We start from the raw sequence: 17,399 nt of genomic DNA, 5'->3' as shown, positions 1-17,399 counted from the left end.
TCCGGTATTAGCTCCGATTTCTCGGAGTTATCCCAATCCTTGAGGCAGGTTCCTTACGTGTTACTCACCCGTCCGCCGCTCATTCCACTCACTTCCCTCCGAAGAGTTCCGTGAGCTTCCTGCGCTCGACTTGCATGTATTAGGCACGCCGCCAGCGTTCGTCCTGAGCCAGGATCAAACTCTCCATAAAGTGTTTGACTTGCTCGTTTTTGTGACCAAAAGTCACGTTGACGAAGCTTGCGCTTCATTCATTGTTTGTATCCGAAGATACGTTTTTGCCTCATCGTTCAGTTTTCAAAGTTCGTCATTGTTTGTTTTGAAAAATGGTGGGCCTAAGTGGACTCGAACCACCGACCTCACGCTTATCAGGCGTGCGCTCTAACCAGCTGAGCTATAGGCCCGTCAAAAGCAAACAAAATATGGTGCACCCTGAGAGATTCGAACTCCCGACCCCTTGATTCGTAGTCAAGTACTCTATCCAGCTGAGCTAAGGGTGCGATATGGTGCGGTCGAGAGGACTTGAACCTCCACAGTGTTGCCACCACTAGGCCCTCAACCTAGCGCGTCTACCATTCCGCCACGACCGCAATATTAAAATTTAAAATGGTGTGTCATGCAGGATTCGAACCTGCGACCCTCTGATTAAAAGTCAGATGCTCTACCAACTGAGCTAATGACACGAGAAAACTGGGCTGGAAGGGATCGAACCTTCGCATGCTGGAATCAAAATCCAGTGCCTTACCACTTGGCCACAGCCCAAAAATGGCGGTCCTGACGGGATTCGAACCCGCGATCTCCTGCGTGACAGGCAGGCATGTTAACCGCTACACCACAGGACCACATTTTTGTTACGTTAAGTATGAAATTGAAAATGGTGGAGGATGACGGGATCGAACCGCCGACCCTCTGCTTGTAAGGCAGATGCTCTCCCAGCTGAGCTAATCCTCCATTATGGTGACCCGTACGGGAATCGAACCCGTGATACCGCCGTGAAAGGGCGGTGTCTTAACCGCTTGACCAACGGGCCATAAAATATGCAATAATTATTCTCAAGTAACATTTTCACATAAGAGGTCTGGCGGAGATGGAGGGATTCGAACCCTCGCACCAGTTTCCCGGCCTACACCCTTAGCAGGGGCGCCCCTTATAGCCACTTGGGTACATCTCCAAAAGATAATGGCTCCGCAAGTAGGATTTGAACCTACGACCTACCGGTTAACAGCCGGTTGCTCTACCACTGAGCTATTGCGGAATGTTGTGTTCGTTTCGGAGCACTTTTATATAGTAGCAACTTTCTTTCTTGCCGTCAATGCTTTTTTAAAAAATTTTTTAGTGACGATAAGTTGTTTAGTTGCTGTCGTTTTGACGACTTCTATAATTTATCACGCTCCGAAATGAACGTCAACTACTTTTGTAAAAAATCTTTCCACGACACTTCCCACAGCGGTACTTCTCCGGATTCATCTTTCTTTTCCTTCTATATAATGTACCGCATTTATGACATTCGTATTGATGCGATTTTTTTTCGTCTCCGTCTAATCGCGGACTGTACCGTAAGCCACCATACTTCATCAACCAGTCTTTAAAGTCTTGGTCTTGATGACGATGTCCCCGTCCTGCGAGGTGAAGATGATAGTGACAAAGTTCATGAACTACGATGCCACGAAAGGTTTTGGCGTCCGTTACATAGCGTCGATTAAAGTCAAGATGATGATCCGTCAAAAAATAACGGCCACCTGTCGTGCGTAGTCTTTCATTAAAAACGGCCTTGTGTCTAAACGGTAAAGCAAACACGTCGAGCGAAAGCTGCTCGACGTATTGCTGTAATTGTTCGTTCGTCATGATGGACTGACCATCGTTAAACCGATTCTGCCACGTTCCGGTTCGACACTCGTCACCCAGACCGTCACGATTTCTCCGACGGCGATTACGTCGAGCGGGTGTTTGACGCGTCGGTTACTTAACTTCGAGATGTGGACGAGTCCACTTTCCTTTACACCGATGTCGACGAATGCTCCAAAGTCGAGCACGTTCCGGACGGTCCCTTGGAACTCCATTCCGACTTGAATCATGTCCAGTGATAACACATCTTGTCGTAAAATCGGTTTATCCAGTGCCTCCCGCGGATCACGCTCCGGACGCTGCAAGGCTTCAATGATATCCCGGAGCGTCGGTTCACCAATCTCGAGTTGTTCTGCCGTATCCTTCACTGGAAGTTCCGCTAACTTCGTGCGGAGTTCTTCCGTCCCGACGGTCGTCAGCGCTAACTGAAGCTGCTTAAACAGTTGTTCGACAGTTTTATACTGTTCCGGGTGAATCGGTGTCCGGTCCAGCGGATGCGTCCCTTCAGGAATACGAAGGAAACCGGCTGCCTGCTCGTATGCTTTCGCTCCGAGACGCGGCACTTTTAACAGTTCTTTCCGTGAAGCAAATGCCCCGAGTTCGGAACGGCGTTCGACGATTTTTTTCGCTGTCGCCTTCGTGATTCCCGCTACATACCCGAGCAGGGACTCAGACGCCGTATTCACATCGACACCGACTTGGTTAACGACGGTCTCAACGACAAAGTCGAGTGTCTCCTTTAATTTCACTTGTGTCACGTCATGCTGGTACTGACCGACCCCGACTGATTGAGGATCGACTTTAACAAGTTCAGCTAACGGATCTTGAAGACGACGGGCAATCGAGATCGCTGAACGTTGCTCGACTTGGAGGTCCGGGAACTCCGTCCGTGCGATTTCTGAAGCCGAGTAAATACTTGCACCCGCTTCGTCGACGATCGTAAAAGCGACTTCCGTATGCCCTTTAATCCAGTCCGCTACAAAGGATTCGGTTTCACGGGATGCCGTCCCGTTGCCAATCGCTATCAGCTCGACACCATATTTCTTCACCAGTTCTGATAATTTAGTACGGGCTTCCTTCGCTTTTTGTTCAGACATCGTGACGTAAATAACGCCGACTTCTTTTAATTCACCCGTCGGATCAATGACTGCCCACTTACATCCCGTCCGGTAAGCCGGGTCGAGTCCTAACATGACTTTCCCTTTCATCGGTGGTTGCATATAGAGTTGGCGCAAGTTTTTACCAAAGACTTCAATCGCTTGGTTCTCCGCCTTCTCCGTCAATTCATTTCGGATTTCACGCTCAATTGCCGGGAAAACAGATTTTTTATATCCTGTTTTGACTGCTTCTTCAACAAGCTGGCGCTTTTGTTCGGGCAACCGATTAAAAGGACGAAGTAAGTATGGCAATACTTGCTGCTCGTCTAACATGACTTTCACGGACACGATTTTTAAGGCTTCCGCCCGGTTGATTGCTAAAATCCGGTGCGGCACGATTTGACGGACCCGCTCGTTGTACTCATAGTACTGGGCAAAGACCTTTTTCTCATCGACGGCATCCTTTTTTTGTTTCGTCACGATTTCTGCAGCACGGTGTGTCACTTGACGAATGTAATCGCGGACAGTTGCTTGTTCGCCCCACTCTTCCGCGATGATTGCTTCTGCACCAGCGACTGCCTCTGCTTCTTCAAGCCCTGCGAACAATTTTTTGAAGCCCGCTTCTTCATAGGGTTTCGGCGAACGGAGCCACTCTGCGAGTGGCGCGAGCCCTGCCTCTCGTGCAATTTCCGCTTTCGTCCGTCGTTTCGGACGGAACGGTAAGTATAGGTCTTCAATCTGTTGTAACGTCGTCGCTTCACGCAACGCTTGATTCAATGCCTCGGTCATCACACCCTGCTCTTCGATTTTCCGAAGGACATCGTCACGTTTAGTTTCGAGTTGCGTGATGCTTTTATGTCGATCGAGGATCGCCTTGATTTCGACTTCGTCGAGCTCACCAGTTTGCTCTTTACGATAACGTGCGATGAATGGAATTGTTCCTCCATCTTCCGTCAACTGTAAGACGGCTTTCACTTGCTGGGGTCGTAAATTCAATTCTGTTGCGATTCTCTTCTCCATTTTTCCTCACCTCCCCCTCATTATACCGAAGAATCGACAGAAAAAAAGACTGACGCCATGGCATCAGTCTTTCGAGAATACTTCATTCGGTTCTACTTTGATCGCTTCTCGTAATTTCTGCAACGCCCGGCGTTGTAAACGCGAAACGTGCATTTGCGAAATACCGAGAAGTTCTCCCGTTTCTTTTTGGCTCATGTTGCGGTAATACGCACATTCAAGAATCGAACGCTCACGGTCTGTCAGTACAGCAAATGCTTTTTCAAGAATCAGCTTTTGGTCGACCGAGTCATAACCATTTTCCTGGTTACCGACTAAATCAAGTAAAGTGACCGTGCTGCCCTCTTGATCCGCTTCAATCGAGCTATCAACGGATAACGCTTGATAGCTTTTACCCATTTCGAGTGTTTCGAGCACTTCCTCCTCTGACACTTCAAGACGCGCAGCGATTTCGTCGATTCGCGGTGAACGTTGTAGTTCAGTCGTCAATTCTTCGACAGCCTTCTTAATCTTCGGACCTAGCTCTTTAATTCGACGCGGAACATGGACGCTCCATGTTTTATCGCGAATGAATCGCTTGATTTCCCCGATGATTGTTGGGACAGCGAACGATTCGAAACTTCGCCCAAACTCTTTATCGAAACGACGAAGCGCGGCAAGCAATCCAATCATCCCGACTTGAACGAGATCATCATGAATCGGACGGCCACGTGAGAATTTACGGGCGAGTGCCTCGACGAGATCCGAGTAACGGGCGAGTAGCGCGGCATGGACTTCTTCATCTTGGTCATCTTGTTGATACAGATCAATCAGTCGAAGGACTTCGTCATCACTGTGATGGCGTTGTTGAGACTTTGCTGGCACTTTGACCCACCTCATCTCTATTCATATATTTTGTCATATGGACAGTGACGCCGTTTGCTTTTTCGATCGTGACTTGATCCATCAATGCCTCAATCATCAAGATCCCTAGTCCCCCCTCATGCAGTGAGTCTAGATCGTGCGAATCCGTAATTGGTTCACTTTGGCGTTTGACGCTATCTTTATCAAATGTCACACCGTTGTCTTTGACGATGATTTCAAGACGATCGTCCGGGTAAACGTTACATGTTAAGCCCATTGATCCGTCTTGCTGGTCTTCATAAGCATGTTGAACAGCATTCGCACATGCTTCAGAAACAGCAATTTTGATGTCTTCGATATCATCATACGTATAGCCCATGCGGTTTGCGACACCTGAAACCGTCAAACGCGCGATTGCCACGTATTCAGGTTTTGCAGGTAGTGTCATTTCAAGTTGTTCGTTTTTCATTGCGTACCACCTCGTACACCACTGTCGATTGTAATGATGCTTGAAAGACCTGTAATTTCAAAAAGACGACGAATACGTTCTGAAACACCAACAAGCGTAAACGATGTACCGTTTTTCTTCGATGCTTTAAGCGCTCCGACGAATACACCGAGACCTGTCGAATCCATGTAATGAATTTCATCCAAGTGAACGACGACATCATTTGCTTCTACAGCGGGAACGAGTTCTTGACGAAGTTTTGGTGCCGTATACGTATCAATCTCTCCTACGATATAGAGATGCGTCTGACCATCTAGTTGCTCTGTTCTAATTGTTAAATCCATCTTCAAGTTCCTCCTCAAGGAAATATGCTATATGATTTCTCTCTGTTTCATCAGTTGATTGTAAATAAAGTGGCTCCTTAAAAAAAGTCACTTAAGTATATTTCCCGCATTAAAACACTTCTAAACCTATTTTTAAAAATTTAGTCAAAAAAAGTCGCATACAAATGTATCGACTCTTCTCGTGCTTCTATGTAGGTGCCTAAAAATCAATCAAGCCTAAGCTGATTGCAACGGCACTATTCACTTTCATCATCGTCTCAGGATCCAGGTGTGTCACCTTATCCGTCAGACGGCGCTTATCGATCGTACGGACCTGCTCAAGTAGGATGACCGAATCACGTTCTAATCCGTGTCGCTCTCGATATACTTCCACATGGGTCGGTAGTTTGGCTTTGTCGATCTGTGCCGTGATCGCAGCCACGATAACAGTAGGGCTGAATCGGTTACCAATATCATTTTGTAGGACAAGGACAGGACGTACTCCTCCTTGTTCCGATCCGACCACAGGTGACAAATTTGCATAAAACACGTCGCCACGTTTGACTATCAAAGCTTACACCCCGCTTACTTGACGTAGGAGCGAGAACTCCGCCTCCGTTTCAATCTGGAACATTTCACCAACGATTGATAAATTGATTGCTGCCATTTCTTCGTAACCACGCTTCAATTCCTCACGTAGCTGACGCTTGCGTTCTTCGGTCGTATGGTTCGACTTCATCCCAATCGTCTCCTTCGCTACATTTCGCTCAACAAACTGCTTTTCCCGTTGTTGGACCAAGATAATGGCACCTCCAGATTCACTGAAACCTTAACGAACGACTCACTTTCTACTTCAATATATCAGTCGAATTCAGAAAATACAATCAAAATTCAAAGAAATAACATTTTTTTGCCATCATATTGATGGTTTTTTAAATTTATTTTCGCGGCACACGTTTTGAAAATTGACAAAGGACTTCATAGTTAATCGTCCCTAACCAGTGGGCTGCTTCATCAATCGGCGCGCCCGTTCCAATTAACGTCACTTCTGTGCCGACAGGGTATTCCTGCGGTAAACGAATCATTAACCGGTCCATACAGACACGACCGACGATTTCACACGGTTGACCATCTACGATGAGTGAGTACCCTTGAAAACGTCGCGACCACCCATCGGCGTAGCCGATCGGGACGGTCCCGATCCATTCGTCCGTCGGTGCCGTGTACGTCGCCCCATAACTGATCGTCTGTCCGGGTTCGACGCACTTGACTTGCATCAGCTGACTCTTCAACGAAAATGCCGGCTGAAGGAAATCATAATATGGAATCATCTCGTCAGACGGCATCGCGCCGTAAAGGGCAATCCCGATGCGGACGATATTAAACGGGTCATCCTGACCTGCGAGTCGAATCGCAGCAGCAGAATTCGCAGCATGGATATATCGCACGTGCGGTACGCGTTCGACGAAGCCGAGAAACGTCGTCCGTTGCTGTTCGAACAGACGGCTCGACAGTTCGTCCGCTGTCGCGAAATGTGTATAAATTCCTTCGAGCTCAAGCAAATCAGAATCGAGCTCCATTAAAAGTTCATCCAGTTCTTGCATCGTTTGCAGACCGAGCCGTCCCATCCCACTATCGACCTTAATATGAATCCGAAGCGAATCGATTTCCGTCAGATGTTGTTTTGCTTGCCGTAACCACTCGGCTGAAAATACAGGAACCGCCACATCATAATTCGAAGCGACGGAGACATGCTCCGGCAATAACGTCTCGAGCATGAGAATCGGTGCTTGGATACCTGCTTCGCGCAGCTCGATTGCTTCTTCAAGAAGAGCGACGCCAAGTAAGTCAGCCCCGTTTTCCAATGCAATTTCTGCCACAGTGATCGCACCGTGCCCGTAGCCATCCGCTTTGACGACGGCCATCATCGATTGGTCGCCGATTCTTGCCTTTATCTCGCGTACATTGTGTGCAATCGCAGCACGATCAATTTCAATCCACGTCGGTCGGTACATCGCCATCCCTCTTTTCTAATAAGACTTGTGCTGCCGCATAATGATCCGAATGCGTAATCGATACATGAATCATACCGTCAAACGGCCCCGTCATGATAGGGCGACCTGATGTTTCATTTAGTACTTCAAGATCGCGCCAAGACACTTCTCGCCCAATCCCCGTGCCGAGTGCTTTGACAAACGCTTCTTTTGCAGCGAACCGTCCCGCGAGATATTCAAGTCGGCGTCCGTTCGCCAATGTTTCATACCGCGCTTGTTCACGATCCGTCAAAATACGTGTCAGCATCCGGGGTTGACGTTCGAGTGTCAGACGAACGCGTTCTAATTCAATCAAGTCAAGACCGATACCATAAATCATTCCCTACGCCTCCACAGTTCTATTCTTCGTCCACTTCATATAGAATGAAAGTGAAGCGAGGTGTTGTCATGTTTAGTCGAACGGAAAATCTACAAACGTTCACACGTTCTTATCCGGTCGTTTCGTTGTTCATTTTAATCCAAGTCGCTCTGTTTGTCATCGAGCAGTTGAATCAGTTACTCGGCTTTGGTTTCTCTCCACTCAGTTATGGTTCAGCGATTAATTTATTCATCGCGAATGGCGAATGGTGGCGTGTCGTCACGGCGACATTTTTACACTACGATTTTTGGCACATTGCCTTTAATACGTTTGCGTTGATTATTTTCGCTCCTGCGCTCGAGCGGATGATCGGGCATGTGAAATTTGCCATCTTTTACTTGCTTGTAGGAACGCTCGCTAACGTGTTGACGTATGTCACGTTGAGCGATAACTTATTTTATGGACAGGCGGGAGCATCTGGAGCCATCTTAGGTTTGCTTGGCTTTTACGTTTATCTCGGTCGTTTTCGTCGGACGATCATTTCTGTCGAAGATGCACGACTCGTCTACATCTTTAGTGCCATCACGGCCGTCTTTACACTGATCGGCTCGAACGTTTCCGTCTTCGGTCACTTGTATGGTTTCCTCCTCGGATTCCTAGCTGGATTCATCTTCGGAAAAAGCGCTGTTCCGTTCACACGTCCGTTTAATACGGGTCAACGGGCGACGTTCGGTGGTCATGTCGTTCACTCGACAGGATCCGGTCAAACGGGACGCATCGTGTTTTATGTCATCGTTGCCTTTGCCGTTTTCGGTCTACTCGCGCGATTCATCTAATCTACAAAAAAGCGCCTTGTCTGATTCCGTACTACGGAAAACAGACTCGGCGCTTTTTTCTTATTCTTACTTCCGGAAAGATTCCGCAAGATCCTTCACATCGTCAATCAGATTATGGATGGTTTCTTGATTATCTGTGTAGAGGGCACGAATTTCTTCAAAACGTCCTTTTGGATCTTGTTTGACTGCCGAAAGTTGTGTGCCGGCTCCGCCAAACGCACGCTTCGTCGCTTCGATTTGTGCTTGGCGCGTATCTTTATGAAGTAATGAGAGTGTTGCTCCGATTAGTGCGCCACCTACTGTTGCGAGTACAAAATAATTCTTTTTCATCTGGTTCTTCCCCCTGTGTCATTTTAATGTAATGGTGGTACAAGTTGATAACGTTTCATAATTGGAGAAGGCGCAAACGACTTCCCTGCCTCTTCAGCATACTGATCAACCGTCAAGCGTTCAACTGATTTTGCGTAACGTGACGCATCTCCTTCGTCCTTGAATTGAATCAATAACACGAGATCCGTCGCCCGTTCGACGCGGGCAATCCGTAAGGCTTGAAAACTGCCATATTCTGCCCCGAGTACTTTCGGGTCCGACATGACCTGATGGATGAAAAGATCGCCGCTATTTTGATCTGCCGGAATCGACCAGTAAAAAATCGTCCCCTTCTCATCAAAATTACCACGCGTTTCGAGGAGTGTATAGCTGTTCCCGCTTTGAAACGGTGACTTTCCGTCCGTTTCAATCCAGAGTAATGCTTCTCCGTTTCCACTCGCTGCCCAAATTTGAGCATCACGCGAGCGAATTTGGTCGACAAAGTTACCGCTACCGAATGTAATGAATAGTTTAGATGGCATCACAGGCCTCCGCGAGTTCGAAGTCTTTCCCAGTCAACCCGCCGGCATCATGTGTCGTCACGGCGAGCGTCACCTGTTTATAATCAATCATGATCCGCGGGTGATGATTCAAGTGTTCTGCTAAAGAACCGACCTCTTGAACAAAATCAAGTGCCGCCGGAAAAGAATCCAATGTGTAGATGCGTACGATTTCGTCATCGACGACGCTCCAGTCATTCAGACCTTCTAAACGTTCTTCTACCTCATACTCATTCAACCGTTCCATTCCATTCTCCTCCTCTACTATCGTTTTCGTCCTATACCTTATACCCTACTTTCCTTACTTCTTATACCTCTACTCGTTCGATTTCTTCCTTTTGCCTTCGAAGTGAGATAGAGTACAATGTGAAAGAGAACACTATATCCCATTCAGGAAAGGGGCTATCGCTCATGCGCGCTCTTATCGTTATTGATTATACGTTTGATTTCGTCGCCGATGAAGGTAAGCTGACTTGCGGTAAACCGGGTCAACTCATCGAAGGACGCATCGCATCGCTCATGGATGAATTTTCGACGAACGATTATGTCGTCATTGCAAACGACCTTCATGAAGAAGGCGACACATTCCATCCGGAAACCGTCCTCTTCCCGCCTCATAATATTCGGGGAACACACGGACGGGACTTATTCGGACAGGTCGCAGAGATGGCACGTGTTGCGGATCATGTCATCGACAAGACGCGCTATAGCGCCTTTGCTGGGACGGACCTAGATTTACGTCTTCGTGAACGGCATATCACAGAAGTTCACCTCGTCGGCGTTTGTACAGACATCTGCATCTTGCACACTGCTGTCGACGCGTACAATCTCGGCTATAAAATCGTCGTCCATGCTGACGCCGTCGCCAGCTTCAATGCGGCCGGCCACGACTGGGCACTCACACACTTTAAACAATCGATCGGCGCAGAAGTCGTCGGCGAATAAGAAGGGATCTGTCTTCATGTTACAACGTAATCTTGCACTTCATACTGACCTCTATCTTCCGAGATGGATGTATATCTACTGGAAGGAAGGGCGCCATAATGAACGTGCTGTTTTTGACGTCTATTACCGCAGCAATCCATTCGAAGGTGGTTATGTCGTCTTCGCCGGTCTTGAAAATATCATCGAATATATCCAGACACTCCACTTCACAGAAGAAGACATTACGTATCTTCAAACGATGATCGGGTTCCCGGATGAATTCAAGGATGAGTTACGTAACTTTAAATTCAATGGCTCCCTCTCGAGTGTCAAAGAAGGCGAAATCGTCTTCCCGAACGAACCATTAGTCCGGATTGAAGCACGGATTTTTGAGGCGAAGTTACTGCAAACGGCCATCTTGAACATCGCCAATCACGAATCGTTGATTGCGACAAAATACGCACGGATTCGGCAGTCGGCACCAGGCGCGAAATTCCTCGAAGCCGGTTCACGCCGCGCCCAAGGAATCGATGCTGCTTACTTCGGAACACGTGCCTCTTATTTAGCCGGGTTCGACGTGACAAGCCTCGCGTCGGCCGGCCGCGACTTTGGTATCCCATGTGGTGGAACGATGGAGCATGCAGATATCCAGTTTCATGATGATGAGTTGACGGCTTTCCGGACGTTCGCATCGCATTATCCGGATCAGGCGACACTGCTCGTCGATACGTACGATACGCTTAAAAGCGGACTCCCGAACGCGATCACGGTCGCAAAAGAACTCGCAGCAGACGGACATAAGTTACGCGGGATTCGAATCGATTCCGGCGACTTATCCTACCTATCAAAACGCGCCCGGAAGATGCTTGATGAAGCCGGCTTACTCGACGTCGAAATTGTCCTGTCTGGTGATTTAGACGAATATGTCATTCAAGACCTTCGCATCCAAGGGGCACAGGCAAACACCTTCCTCGTCGGAACACGCGGCATCACGGCGTACGAACAACCGGCGCTCGGCATGGTCTATAAACTCGTCGCCCGCGAAATTGACGGCGAACTTGCACCCGTCATCAAAGTTTCGTCTTCAAAAGCGAAGACGACGACACCGCATATCAAGGAGGCGTACCGCATCGTCGACCCGGAAACGAACAAGTTCAAAGGCGACTACATCACGTTACTCGATGAAGATCCGAGTCAACTCGACTTCGTCGATTTGATTGACGTCCGTGACCCGTCGTTCCGGAACCGGATTGAAAACTTTAAGGTTGAACGGTTACTTGCACCGATCTTTAAGGACGGTGAACTCGTGTATACCGTTCCGACGATTGAAGAAAGTCGTCAGTTCCACGAACAGCAAATCGGACGCCTGTGGGAAGAGTACAAACGTCTACGTCTACCTGAAATCTATGCCGTCACGTTCAGCGACCGTCTCTGGAAACTGAAACTCGACATGATTCGGAAAACACGCCTCGCAAGTGGTGTAAAATAACAAAATCAAGCAGCCTCAAGAATCAAGCTTCTTGACGGACGTCTTGAAAGGCTACCTTTTCATCTCCCTCTCATTTTTCTATACGCTAAAAACAGCCCCTTCAACTGAAGTGGGCTGTTTCGTTTGGGTGAGCAGTCATTTTGGCTGTCGCTTGTTCCATTTGTTGACGAAAGTACCACGCAAAACCAAGCGCACCTCCGATGAAGACGATATAGGTAATCCGTTGACCGAACTCAGCAAGAGAATCGGCGTAAAAGATACTAATTAAATGATCACTTCCACTGATAAGAAGCAAACAGGCGATCAGGAGCGCTATGCGGTACGCAAGCGTCGGGCGATCTTTTGGCTCAGCATGCCAATACATGATGATGTGATGGGCAAGTAAGATAATCCCCACGATTCCTAATATTCCTATAAGTGCTTGCGGCATAATAAACGGTCCTCCTGTTTCTGATTTCTAGTTCCATTTAAACATAGTTCGACTCGAAGACGTTACGAAAAGTTTCGCGCAGGCGACAGACTCACGTTATACTGAAGAAAATCACGTACGAACAACAAAAGGAGGAGTTCTTTTTGAAAACCTTTAAATTGTGTACATTACGTATTCTCATGGATGAATCAGGGCGAGATACGACAATCCCCGTTCAGATTAAAGATGGGCTGACGGTGAGTACCGACCAAACCGCCCAGTGGGTCGCTGAAATCGTCGTCACCGACACCGATCAACCGATTTTGAAAGAACTGTTCGAGAAAAAGCTGCGCGCTTTGATTGAAATCACGATTTCACGGCCGGACAATGACCCCGCCGCCATGATCGTCACGCCTTATGAAAGTACGCAATTGAGCGAAGGCGTCTCTTATCTCTTTACCGGTAAGATGGTCATGATGAAAAATGATTTATCCGAATCGATTTTGCGTGAAGTCGTCGAAGACAACTTTACTGGCGAAGAGCTGATTCAAGAATATAAAGACCGACGCTCTAAACGTGGTGCTCATATCACGAGCATCGCGAAAGAAACGTTTAAACAGTACTTACAAGAACATCCGGCAACCGTCGAAGGATGATGTTCAAATTGTGATATGGTCCGCTACATTAATCCGCTCAATCTCATAACGGTCGGAAAAACGAATGTAATTCGCACATGCATTTTTTAACGGCGTCCGGTAACTGAATGTCTCATCAATCGAGGAGAGTGCCGCTTTAATCGTATGCGAATGGCAGACGACTAAGAGGCGTTTTCCTCGATATTTTTCTGTCAGTTCTTCAACCGCACTGAAGACACGCTGTTGAATTTCCGCTTCCGTTTCAAGCCCCGGGACGCGCTCTGCATCATTTGCCTGCACTGCTTCGTAAATTCCGGCGACCGGTTCACCGGAAGCCGTTCCAAATTCGCGCTCGACAAGCCGTTCATCCGTTTCCGTCAAGCTTAGACCGATCGATTGACCAATGATTTCAGCAGTTTCGACAGCTCGCGATAGCGGACTTGAAATCAAGACGTCCCACTGTTCTTCTGCCAGGTAGGCAGCACTGAGAGCCGCCTGTTTTCTACCGGTCTCGTTAAGCGGTATATCTTCACGTCCTTGAATCCGCTCGTTTAAGTTCCAGTCCGTTTGACCGTGTCGTACTAAACAAATTTCCGTCATATTGCAGTCTCCTTCTAAAGAAATATGACTGATTGTATCATGTTTCCTAATGAAGCGCCTCTCGTTTCGGTAAGACAAGCACTTGACAACTGAAGGCTTCGATTCGTTCGAGCAAACGTTCAATTTTGAGTGGATTTTCAGTTTGGGCAAAGCTCGCCAGCGAATGTGTGCCATTCGGGAAAGAGAATAATCGAACATCCGCCCCGACATCCGCCCCCTTCTCAACAAAGTGGAGTGCTTGAGCAAACGGGACAATCGGATCCTTTTTTCCGTGCAGCAACATGATCGGCGGCGAGTCGGAACTTAAATGTGTCGCCGGGGAGACACGCATCATCAACTGTCGCCATTCTTCACGTCCACCCCCATAAAACTTGATATGGGCAATCCAGGTTTGAATGAATTTAAACAACAGAAAATTCGTCGGCGGATACAAGGCGATGACTCCACTGATTAAAGGAAGATGCGCCTCCGCCTGTTCGCCGATAAATTCAGTCGGGGCAAGCGCCGTCGTCAACATTAGGGCTCCACCTGCTGAATCACCCCATAAAAGCATGCGACCGCGCGCGATGCGTAATTCATCCGCTTGTTGATTTAAAAAACATAAGGCATCTCGAACATCTTCCAGGTTGTCCGGAAAGTAGCTGCCATCCTCAAATAAACGATAGTCGATGCTGCAAACGGCAATCCCGAGTTCTAAAAACCGGTCGATGATTGGAGCAAAACTAAACACATCATCACGGTTTCCACGAACGAATGCGCCGCCATGAGCATAAATCGCGACCGGAAACGGCCCTTCTCCCGGCGGATAATAAATATCTAACGTCAAGTCCTGCTGATTGACCGTCTTGTATAAAAGATTTCGTGGTGCTAATTGCTTTTCGGTAAGCGGCAAGACCGGCTCCGTCCATCTGAGTAAGGCTCCATAATTATTCCAAATACTCGCACCAGCAGCAGCCGTCGTCAAAATAGCGGCGCCACCCATCAACCATGCTGTTTCACGTTTCACCTCATCACCTCCAAGGCTCATTCCGATTTCACTTCTACTCTTCTCTTACCCGATTTATTTTGAACTAGAACTTCACAACATTCCGACTTGACGCTTTAATTTCCGTCGGATATAGTTAGAAAGTCCAAATCGGAACAATTACGTTTTAATTATCTTGGAGGGTTCATATATGAAAAAAATCATTCCAGCGTTAACCATCGCGACAGTAACTGCCAGTCTGCTCGCCGCATGCGGCTCATCGACTTCAAATTCAGACGAAGACGGTAAATTGCAAATTTATACGTCGACGTTCGCCACGGCAGCCATCGCCAAAGAAATCGGCGGAAAGGACGTCCAGGTCGAATTAATCGTTCCCCCTGGCGCCGACCCGCATTCGTATGAGCCGACTCCGAAGCAACTGACGACGATTGCGAAAGGCGATCTATTTTTACTTACCGGCACAACCCTTGAGCCGTACTCTGAAAAGATTAAGGAAAGTTTAGCCGGTAATTCCATTCGTTTTGTCGAGACAAGTAAAAATATCGACTTACTCGAAGCTTCCGCTTCGCTTCATACGCACGAAGAAGACGCACACGATGACCATGATGATCACGAGGCTGAAGAAGAGTCGCACGATCATGGACAATACGATCCGCATGTTTGGCTCGACCCGAACAACGCCAAGAAAATGGCTGACTCGATTACGACCGCGTTAGCAAAGGAAGCACCTGACCGGAAGGAAACGTTTGATAAAAACCTCGCACTCTTTAACAAACAAGCAGATGAACTCGACCAAAATTTACAAAAAGCTGTTGACTCCGGTTCGAAAAAGGAGCTTCTCGTCACGCATGCCGCATACGGGTACTTGGCGGAACGTTACGGTTTCACGCAACTGCCGATTGCCGGTATTTCACCGTCTGACGAACCGTCCCAAAAACAGCTGGCTGCCATCGTCAAGGAAGCAGAGATGCATGACTTAAACTATATCGCCTTCGAAGAGACGGTGTCGCCAAAGGTCGCCCGTGTCATCCAAAAAGAAATCGGTGCCGAATCGATTACGATTCATAACCTCGAGTCCGTCGCAAAAGATCAACAAGATCAATCGTACTTTGATTTGATGAACGAAAACGTGACGACGCTCAAACAAGCACTGCAGTAAGGTACAGTTGACAAGCATTAAAAGATACGTTAGGGTAATAAACGTGTTTTAAACAACGACTAAACAACTAAATGACTTCTTTTTATCGCGAGAAACGGAGGGACTGGCCCAATGATGTTTCGGCAGCGGACGATTGATTCGTACTGTGCCAAATCCAGCAAGCTATGGCTTGAGAGATAAGAAGAGCGTCTTTTTCAGTAAAGACCTCCTTCTTTCTTGCGAAGGGGTCTTTTTTTGTATGCTGAAGAAATGGAGTGATTCACATGAACGAAACGGTTACGCCGAACAAATGGGCGTTGTTCCCCTTGTTCGTTTTCCTTGTATTATTCATCGGTGCAGGAATCTTCTATAACGACTTTTACAAATTCCCCATCTTGATTGCAGCTTTAATCGCCTTGATTTTTGCTGCTGCGACATCTAAGGGAGACATCAACCAGACCGTCGAGCGGATTGCCCGCGGTGCCGGAAATCCGGACATCATGATCATGGTCTTCATCTTTTTACTCGCTGGCACATTTTCTGGAACAGCGAATGCAATCGGAGCCATTGATGCGACCGTCAACGCTGCACTCAGTTTCCTACCCCAGTCTCTTTTAATGAGTGGATTGTTCATCATTGCCGCTTTCATCTCGATGGCGATGGGAACTTCGACCGGCACAATCGCTGCCCTTGCACCGATCGCACTCGGGATTCATGACGCGACGGGTGTCAATGTCGCACTCGCCGCTGCTGCCGTCGTCGGTGGAGCAATGTTCGGTGATAACTTATCGTTTATCTCAGATACGACAATCGCCGCTGTCCGGACACAAAAAACGAACATGCGTGATAAATTCAGAACGAACTTTTTAATCGTCTTGCCTGCTGCCGTCATCACTGTCATCTTACTCGCTTTCGTGTCAGGTTCCGGAGATGTCGTCGAAGCGAAAGCATTTGAATTTTATAAGCTGATTCCGTATCTTTCCGTCATCGCGCTCGCACTCTTTGGTGTCAACGTCATTCTCGTCTTACTCGGCGGGACGTTATTGACAGGCATCATCGGAATGATCGACGGTAGTTTCGGAGTAAGTGGGTTTGTCCTCGCGATGTCTGACGGATTGATGGGGATGGCAGAAATCTCAATCTTGACGTTGCTGATGGGTGGACTCGTCAGCCTGATCACCTATAACGGTGGAATTGCTTATCTCAAAGAAACGCTGACACGAAAGATTTCGAAACGCCGGGGAGCTGAGTTCAGTATGGCTGCCCTCGTCAGTGCAACGAATCTCGCAACAGCAAATAATACGATTTCGATTCTTGTCGCCGGTCCGCTCGCTGCTGAAATCGCGGATACGTATGACATCGACCGGAAGAAGTCAGCCAGTATCCTCGACCTCTTTTCCTGTGGTGTTCAAGGAATCATCCCGTACGGAGCGCAACTTTTGATTGCCGCTGAATTGACGAAAACGGCGTCACCCGAACTGATTCCTTATTTGTTCTATCCATTTTTACTGTTCGTTTGTGGATCACTGGCAATCTTCTTCGGCTTCCCACGCCGGAAGAGTGATGCCGCACAGAAAAACAACATGTCGTAA

21 protein-coding genes, 10 tRNA genes, 1 rRNA gene and 1 riboswitch are annotated in these 17,399 nt (G+C 47.8%); of the genes, 6 read left to right on the top strand and 26 right to left on the bottom strand.

Annotated elements, in window-relative coordinates; all coding sequences use genetic code 11:
* The 20 genes from KNP94_RS07900 to acpS all read right to left on the bottom strand — a co-directional run.
* Nucleotides 1-190 (bottom strand): 16S ribosomal RNA (locus tag KNP94_RS07900); the annotation flags it as partial.
* Nucleotides 191-324: 134 nt separating this feature from the next.
* Nucleotides 325-401: transfer RNA gene (locus KNP94_RS07895), tRNA-Ile, on the bottom strand.
* A 19-nt stretch (nt 402-420) separates the two neighbouring features.
* Nucleotides 421-497, bottom strand: a tRNA-Arg gene (locus KNP94_RS07890).
* A 4-nt stretch (nt 498-501) separates the two neighbouring features.
* Nucleotides 502-587 (bottom strand) — tRNA-Leu (locus KNP94_RS07885).
* Between the two features lie 17 nt (nt 588-604).
* Nucleotides 605-680, bottom strand: a tRNA-Lys gene (locus KNP94_RS07880).
* 7 nt (nt 681-687) lie between these two features.
* A tRNA-Gln gene (locus KNP94_RS07875) sits at nt 688-759 on the bottom strand.
* A gap of 4 nt (nt 760-763) precedes the next feature.
* A tRNA-Asp gene (locus tag KNP94_RS07870) sits at nt 764-839 on the bottom strand.
* Nucleotides 840-872: 33 nt separating this feature from the next.
* Nucleotides 873-948 (bottom strand) — tRNA-Val (locus KNP94_RS07865).
* Nucleotides 949-952: 4 nt separating this feature from the next.
* Nucleotides 953-1,027: transfer RNA gene (locus KNP94_RS07860), tRNA-Glu, on the bottom strand.
* Between the two features lie 49 nt (nt 1,028-1,076).
* Nucleotides 1,077-1,168: transfer RNA gene (locus KNP94_RS07855), tRNA-Ser, on the bottom strand.
* 9 nt (nt 1,169-1,177) lie between these two features.
* A tRNA-Asn gene (locus KNP94_RS07850) sits at nt 1,178-1,252 on the bottom strand.
* Between the two features lie 149 nt (nt 1,253-1,401).
* On the bottom strand, nt 1,402-1,842 hold the full coding sequence (locus tag KNP94_RS07845; protein ID WP_088838056.1) for a SprT family protein: 441 nt from the start codon (nt 1,840-1,842) through the stop codon (nt 1,402-1,404).
* On the bottom strand, nt 1,839-3,959 hold the full coding sequence (locus KNP94_RS07840) for a Tex family protein (RefSeq protein ID WP_214766437.1): 2,121 nt from the start codon (nt 3,957-3,959) through the stop codon (nt 1,839-1,841). The genes KNP94_RS07845 and KNP94_RS07840 overlap by 4 nt, the downstream gene beginning before the upstream one ends.
* A 63-nt stretch (nt 3,960-4,022) precedes the next feature.
* Entirely contained in the window at nt 4,023-4,820 is a 798-nt protein-coding gene (gene sigB / locus KNP94_RS07835) for an RNA polymerase sigma factor SigB (protein ID WP_012371666.1), read from the bottom strand.
* Nucleotides 4,786-5,268: an anti-sigma B factor RsbW gene (gene rsbW, locus KNP94_RS07830; RefSeq protein WP_029331912.1), complete on the bottom strand. Its 483-nt coding sequence runs from the start codon at nt 5,266-5,268 to the stop codon at nt 4,786-4,788. The genes sigB and rsbW overlap by 35 nt, the downstream gene beginning before the upstream one ends.
* Nucleotides 5,265-5,591: an STAS domain-containing protein gene (locus tag KNP94_RS07825; protein ID WP_088838058.1), complete on the bottom strand. Its 327-nt coding sequence runs from the start codon at nt 5,589-5,591 to the stop codon at nt 5,265-5,267. The genes rsbW and KNP94_RS07825 overlap by 4 nt, the downstream gene beginning before the upstream one ends.
* A 199-nt stretch (nt 5,592-5,790) precedes the next feature.
* Entirely contained in the window at nt 5,791-6,141 is a 351-nt protein-coding gene (locus KNP94_RS07820; RefSeq protein WP_029331914.1) for a type II toxin-antitoxin system PemK/MazF family toxin, read from the bottom strand.
* A gap of 3 nt (nt 6,142-6,144) precedes the next feature.
* On the bottom strand, nt 6,145-6,369 hold the full coding sequence (locus KNP94_RS07815; protein ID WP_012371670.1) for a hypothetical protein: 225 nt from the start codon (nt 6,367-6,369) through the stop codon (nt 6,145-6,147).
* A 139-nt stretch (nt 6,370-6,508) separates the two neighbouring features.
* Nucleotides 6,509-7,585, bottom strand: a complete 1,077-nt coding sequence (alr, locus tag KNP94_RS07810; protein ID WP_214766435.1) for an alanine racemase — start codon at nt 7,583-7,585, stop codon at nt 6,509-6,511.
* Nucleotides 7,563-7,943 (bottom strand): holo-ACP synthase, encoded by a 381-nt coding sequence (gene acpS, locus KNP94_RS07805; protein ID WP_088838061.1) that lies wholly within the window; start codon nt 7,941-7,943, stop codon nt 7,563-7,565. The genes alr and acpS overlap by 23 nt, the downstream gene beginning before the upstream one ends.
* Before the next feature lie 68 nt (nt 7,944-8,011).
* Between acpS and KNP94_RS07800 the strand changes: the two genes are divergently transcribed.
* Complete coding sequence (locus KNP94_RS07800) at nt 8,012-8,758, top strand: rhomboid family intramembrane serine protease (RefSeq protein WP_159172340.1); 747 nt, start codon at nt 8,012-8,014, stop codon at nt 8,756-8,758.
* A 66-nt stretch (nt 8,759-8,824) separates the two neighbouring features.
* On the opposite strand, the gene KNP94_RS07795 is transcribed toward KNP94_RS07800, so the two are convergent.
* Genes KNP94_RS07795 through KNP94_RS07785 form a run of 3 tightly spaced genes read right to left on the bottom strand, consistent with a single transcriptional unit; the run spans nt 8,825 to nt 9,874 of the window.
* The gene (locus KNP94_RS07795) at nt 8,825-9,088 is read right to left on the bottom strand and encodes a hypothetical protein (protein WP_088838065.1); all 264 of its coding nucleotides are present in this window, start codon (nt 9,086-9,088) and stop codon (nt 8,825-8,827) included.
* 23 nt (nt 9,089-9,111) lie between these two features.
* Nucleotides 9,112-9,609, bottom strand: a complete 498-nt coding sequence (locus KNP94_RS07790; RefSeq protein ID WP_215115524.1) for a hypothetical protein — start codon at nt 9,607-9,609, stop codon at nt 9,112-9,114.
* Nucleotides 9,599-9,874, bottom strand: coding sequence for a 4a-hydroxytetrahydrobiopterin dehydratase (locus KNP94_RS07785; RefSeq protein WP_029331924.1), 276 nt, complete (start codon nt 9,872-9,874; stop codon nt 9,599-9,601). The genes KNP94_RS07790 and KNP94_RS07785 overlap by 11 nt, the downstream gene beginning before the upstream one ends.
* A 164-nt stretch (nt 9,875-10,038) precedes the next feature.
* Between KNP94_RS07785 and KNP94_RS07780 the strand changes: the two genes are divergently transcribed.
* Together KNP94_RS07780 and KNP94_RS07775 are read left to right on the top strand one after the other, a co-directional pair.
* Nucleotides 10,039-10,572 (top strand): cysteine hydrolase family protein, encoded by a 534-nt coding sequence (locus tag KNP94_RS07780; RefSeq protein WP_029331926.1) that lies wholly within the window; start codon nt 10,039-10,041, stop codon nt 10,570-10,572.
* A gap of 16 nt (nt 10,573-10,588) precedes the next feature.
* The gene (locus KNP94_RS07775) at nt 10,589-12,040 is read left to right on the top strand and encodes a nicotinate phosphoribosyltransferase (RefSeq protein WP_088838068.1); all 1,452 of its coding nucleotides are present in this window, start codon (nt 10,589-10,591) and stop codon (nt 12,038-12,040) included.
* Nucleotides 12,041-12,140: 100 nt separating this feature from the next.
* On the opposite strand, the gene KNP94_RS07770 is transcribed toward KNP94_RS07775, so the two are convergent.
* The gene (locus KNP94_RS07770) at nt 12,141-12,470 is read right to left on the bottom strand and encodes a hypothetical protein (protein ID WP_088838070.1); all 330 of its coding nucleotides are present in this window, start codon (nt 12,468-12,470) and stop codon (nt 12,141-12,143) included.
* Between the two features lie 143 nt (nt 12,471-12,613).
* Here KNP94_RS07770 and KNP94_RS07765 point away from each other — a divergent pair, with 143 nt between their 5' ends.
* A complete protein-coding gene (locus KNP94_RS07765) occupies nt 12,614-13,105 on the top strand; it encodes a YwpF family protein (protein ID WP_088838072.1) in 492 nt (163 codons plus the stop codon).
* A 3-nt stretch (nt 13,106-13,108) separates the two neighbouring features.
* Here KNP94_RS07765 and KNP94_RS07760 read toward each other — a convergent pair whose 3' ends face one another.
* Both KNP94_RS07760 and KNP94_RS07755 read right to left on the bottom strand, forming a co-directional pair.
* Nucleotides 13,109-13,684 carry a histidine phosphatase family protein gene (locus KNP94_RS07760; RefSeq protein WP_088838073.1) on the bottom strand — a complete coding sequence of 192 codons (576 nt, stop codon included), beginning with the start codon at nt 13,682-13,684 and terminating at the stop codon, nt 13,109-13,111.
* A 46-nt stretch (nt 13,685-13,730) separates the two neighbouring features.
* Nucleotides 13,731-14,690, bottom strand: coding sequence for an alpha/beta hydrolase (locus KNP94_RS07755; protein ID WP_088838074.1), 960 nt, complete (start codon nt 14,688-14,690; stop codon nt 13,731-13,733).
* Nucleotides 14,691-14,859: 169 nt separating this feature from the next.
* Between KNP94_RS07755 and KNP94_RS07750 the strand changes: the two genes are divergently transcribed.
* The gene (locus KNP94_RS07750) at nt 14,860-15,828 is read left to right on the top strand and encodes a metal ABC transporter solute-binding protein, Zn/Mn family (protein ID WP_088838076.1); all 969 of its coding nucleotides are present in this window, start codon (nt 14,860-14,862) and stop codon (nt 15,826-15,828) included.
* Nucleotides 15,829-15,907: 79 nt separating this feature from the next.
* A riboswitch (SAM riboswitch) is annotated at nt 15,908-16,011 on the top strand.
* A gap of 80 nt (nt 16,012-16,091) precedes the next feature.
* On the top strand, nt 16,092-17,399 hold the full coding sequence (locus KNP94_RS07745; RefSeq protein ID WP_214771674.1) for a Na+/H+ antiporter NhaC family protein: 1,308 nt from the start codon (nt 16,092-16,094) through the stop codon (nt 17,397-17,399).

Source organism: Exiguobacterium sp. s80 (assembly GCF_018618725.1).
Classification (GTDB): Bacteria; Bacillota; Bacilli; order Exiguobacteriales; family Exiguobacteriaceae; genus Exiguobacterium_A; species Exiguobacterium_A oxidotolerans.
Note: the sequence above shows the minus strand (reverse complement) of the source record. Positions and strands in the feature narration are given on the sequence as shown.

Excerpts from the sequence above, each read along its gene's own strand:
- KNP94_RS07760 (WP_088838073.1), bottom strand. The coding sequence starts at position 13,684 with ATGACGGAAATTTGTTTAGTACGACACGGTCAAACGGACTGGAACTTA.
- KNP94_RS07745 (WP_214771674.1), top strand. The coding sequence starts at position 16,092 with ATGAACGAAACGGTTACGCCGAACAAATGGGCGTTGTTCCCCTTGTTC.
- KNP94_RS07790 (WP_215115524.1), bottom strand. The coding sequence starts at position 9,609 with ATGCCATCTAAACTATTCATTACATTCGGTAGCGGTAACTTTGTCGAC.
- KNP94_RS07795 (WP_088838065.1), bottom strand. The coding sequence starts at position 9,088 with ATGAAAAAGAATTATTTTGTACTCGCAACAGTAGGTGGCGCACTAATC.
- acpS (WP_088838061.1), bottom strand. The coding sequence starts at position 7,943 with ATGATTTATGGTATCGGTCTTGACTTGATTGAATTAGAACGCGTTCGT.
- KNP94_RS07800 (WP_159172340.1), top strand. The coding sequence starts at position 8,012 with ATGTTTAGTCGAACGGAAAATCTACAAACGTTCACACGTTCTTATCCG.
- KNP94_RS07785 (WP_029331924.1), bottom strand. The coding sequence starts at position 9,874 with ATGGAACGGTTGAATGAGTATGAGGTAGAAGAACGTTTAGAAGGTCTG.
- KNP94_RS07770 (WP_088838070.1), bottom strand. The coding sequence starts at position 12,470 with ATGCCGCAAGCACTTATAGGAATATTAGGAATCGTGGGGATTATCTTA.
- KNP94_RS07750 (WP_088838076.1), top strand. The coding sequence starts at position 14,860 with ATGAAAAAAATCATTCCAGCGTTAACCATCGCGACAGTAACTGCCAGT.
- KNP94_RS07780 (WP_029331926.1), top strand. The coding sequence starts at position 10,039 with ATGCGCGCTCTTATCGTTATTGATTATACGTTTGATTTCGTCGCCGAT.
- KNP94_RS07840 (WP_214766437.1), bottom strand. The coding sequence starts at position 3,959 with ATGGAGAAGAGAATCGCAACAGAATTGAATTTACGACCCCAGCAAGTG.
- KNP94_RS07775 (WP_088838068.1), top strand. The coding sequence starts at position 10,589 with ATGTTACAACGTAATCTTGCACTTCATACTGACCTCTATCTTCCGAGA.
- KNP94_RS07845 (WP_088838056.1), bottom strand. The coding sequence starts at position 1,842 with ATGACGAACGAACAATTACAGCAATACGTCGAGCAGCTTTCGCTCGAC.
- rsbW (WP_029331912.1), bottom strand. The coding sequence starts at position 5,268 with ATGAAAAACGAACAACTTGAAATGACACTACCTGCAAAACCTGAATAC.
- KNP94_RS07825 (WP_088838058.1), bottom strand. The coding sequence starts at position 5,591 with ATGGATTTAACAATTAGAACAGAGCAACTAGATGGTCAGACGCATCTC.
- alr (WP_214766435.1), bottom strand. The coding sequence starts at position 7,585 with ATGTACCGACCGACGTGGATTGAAATTGATCGTGCTGCGATTGCACAC.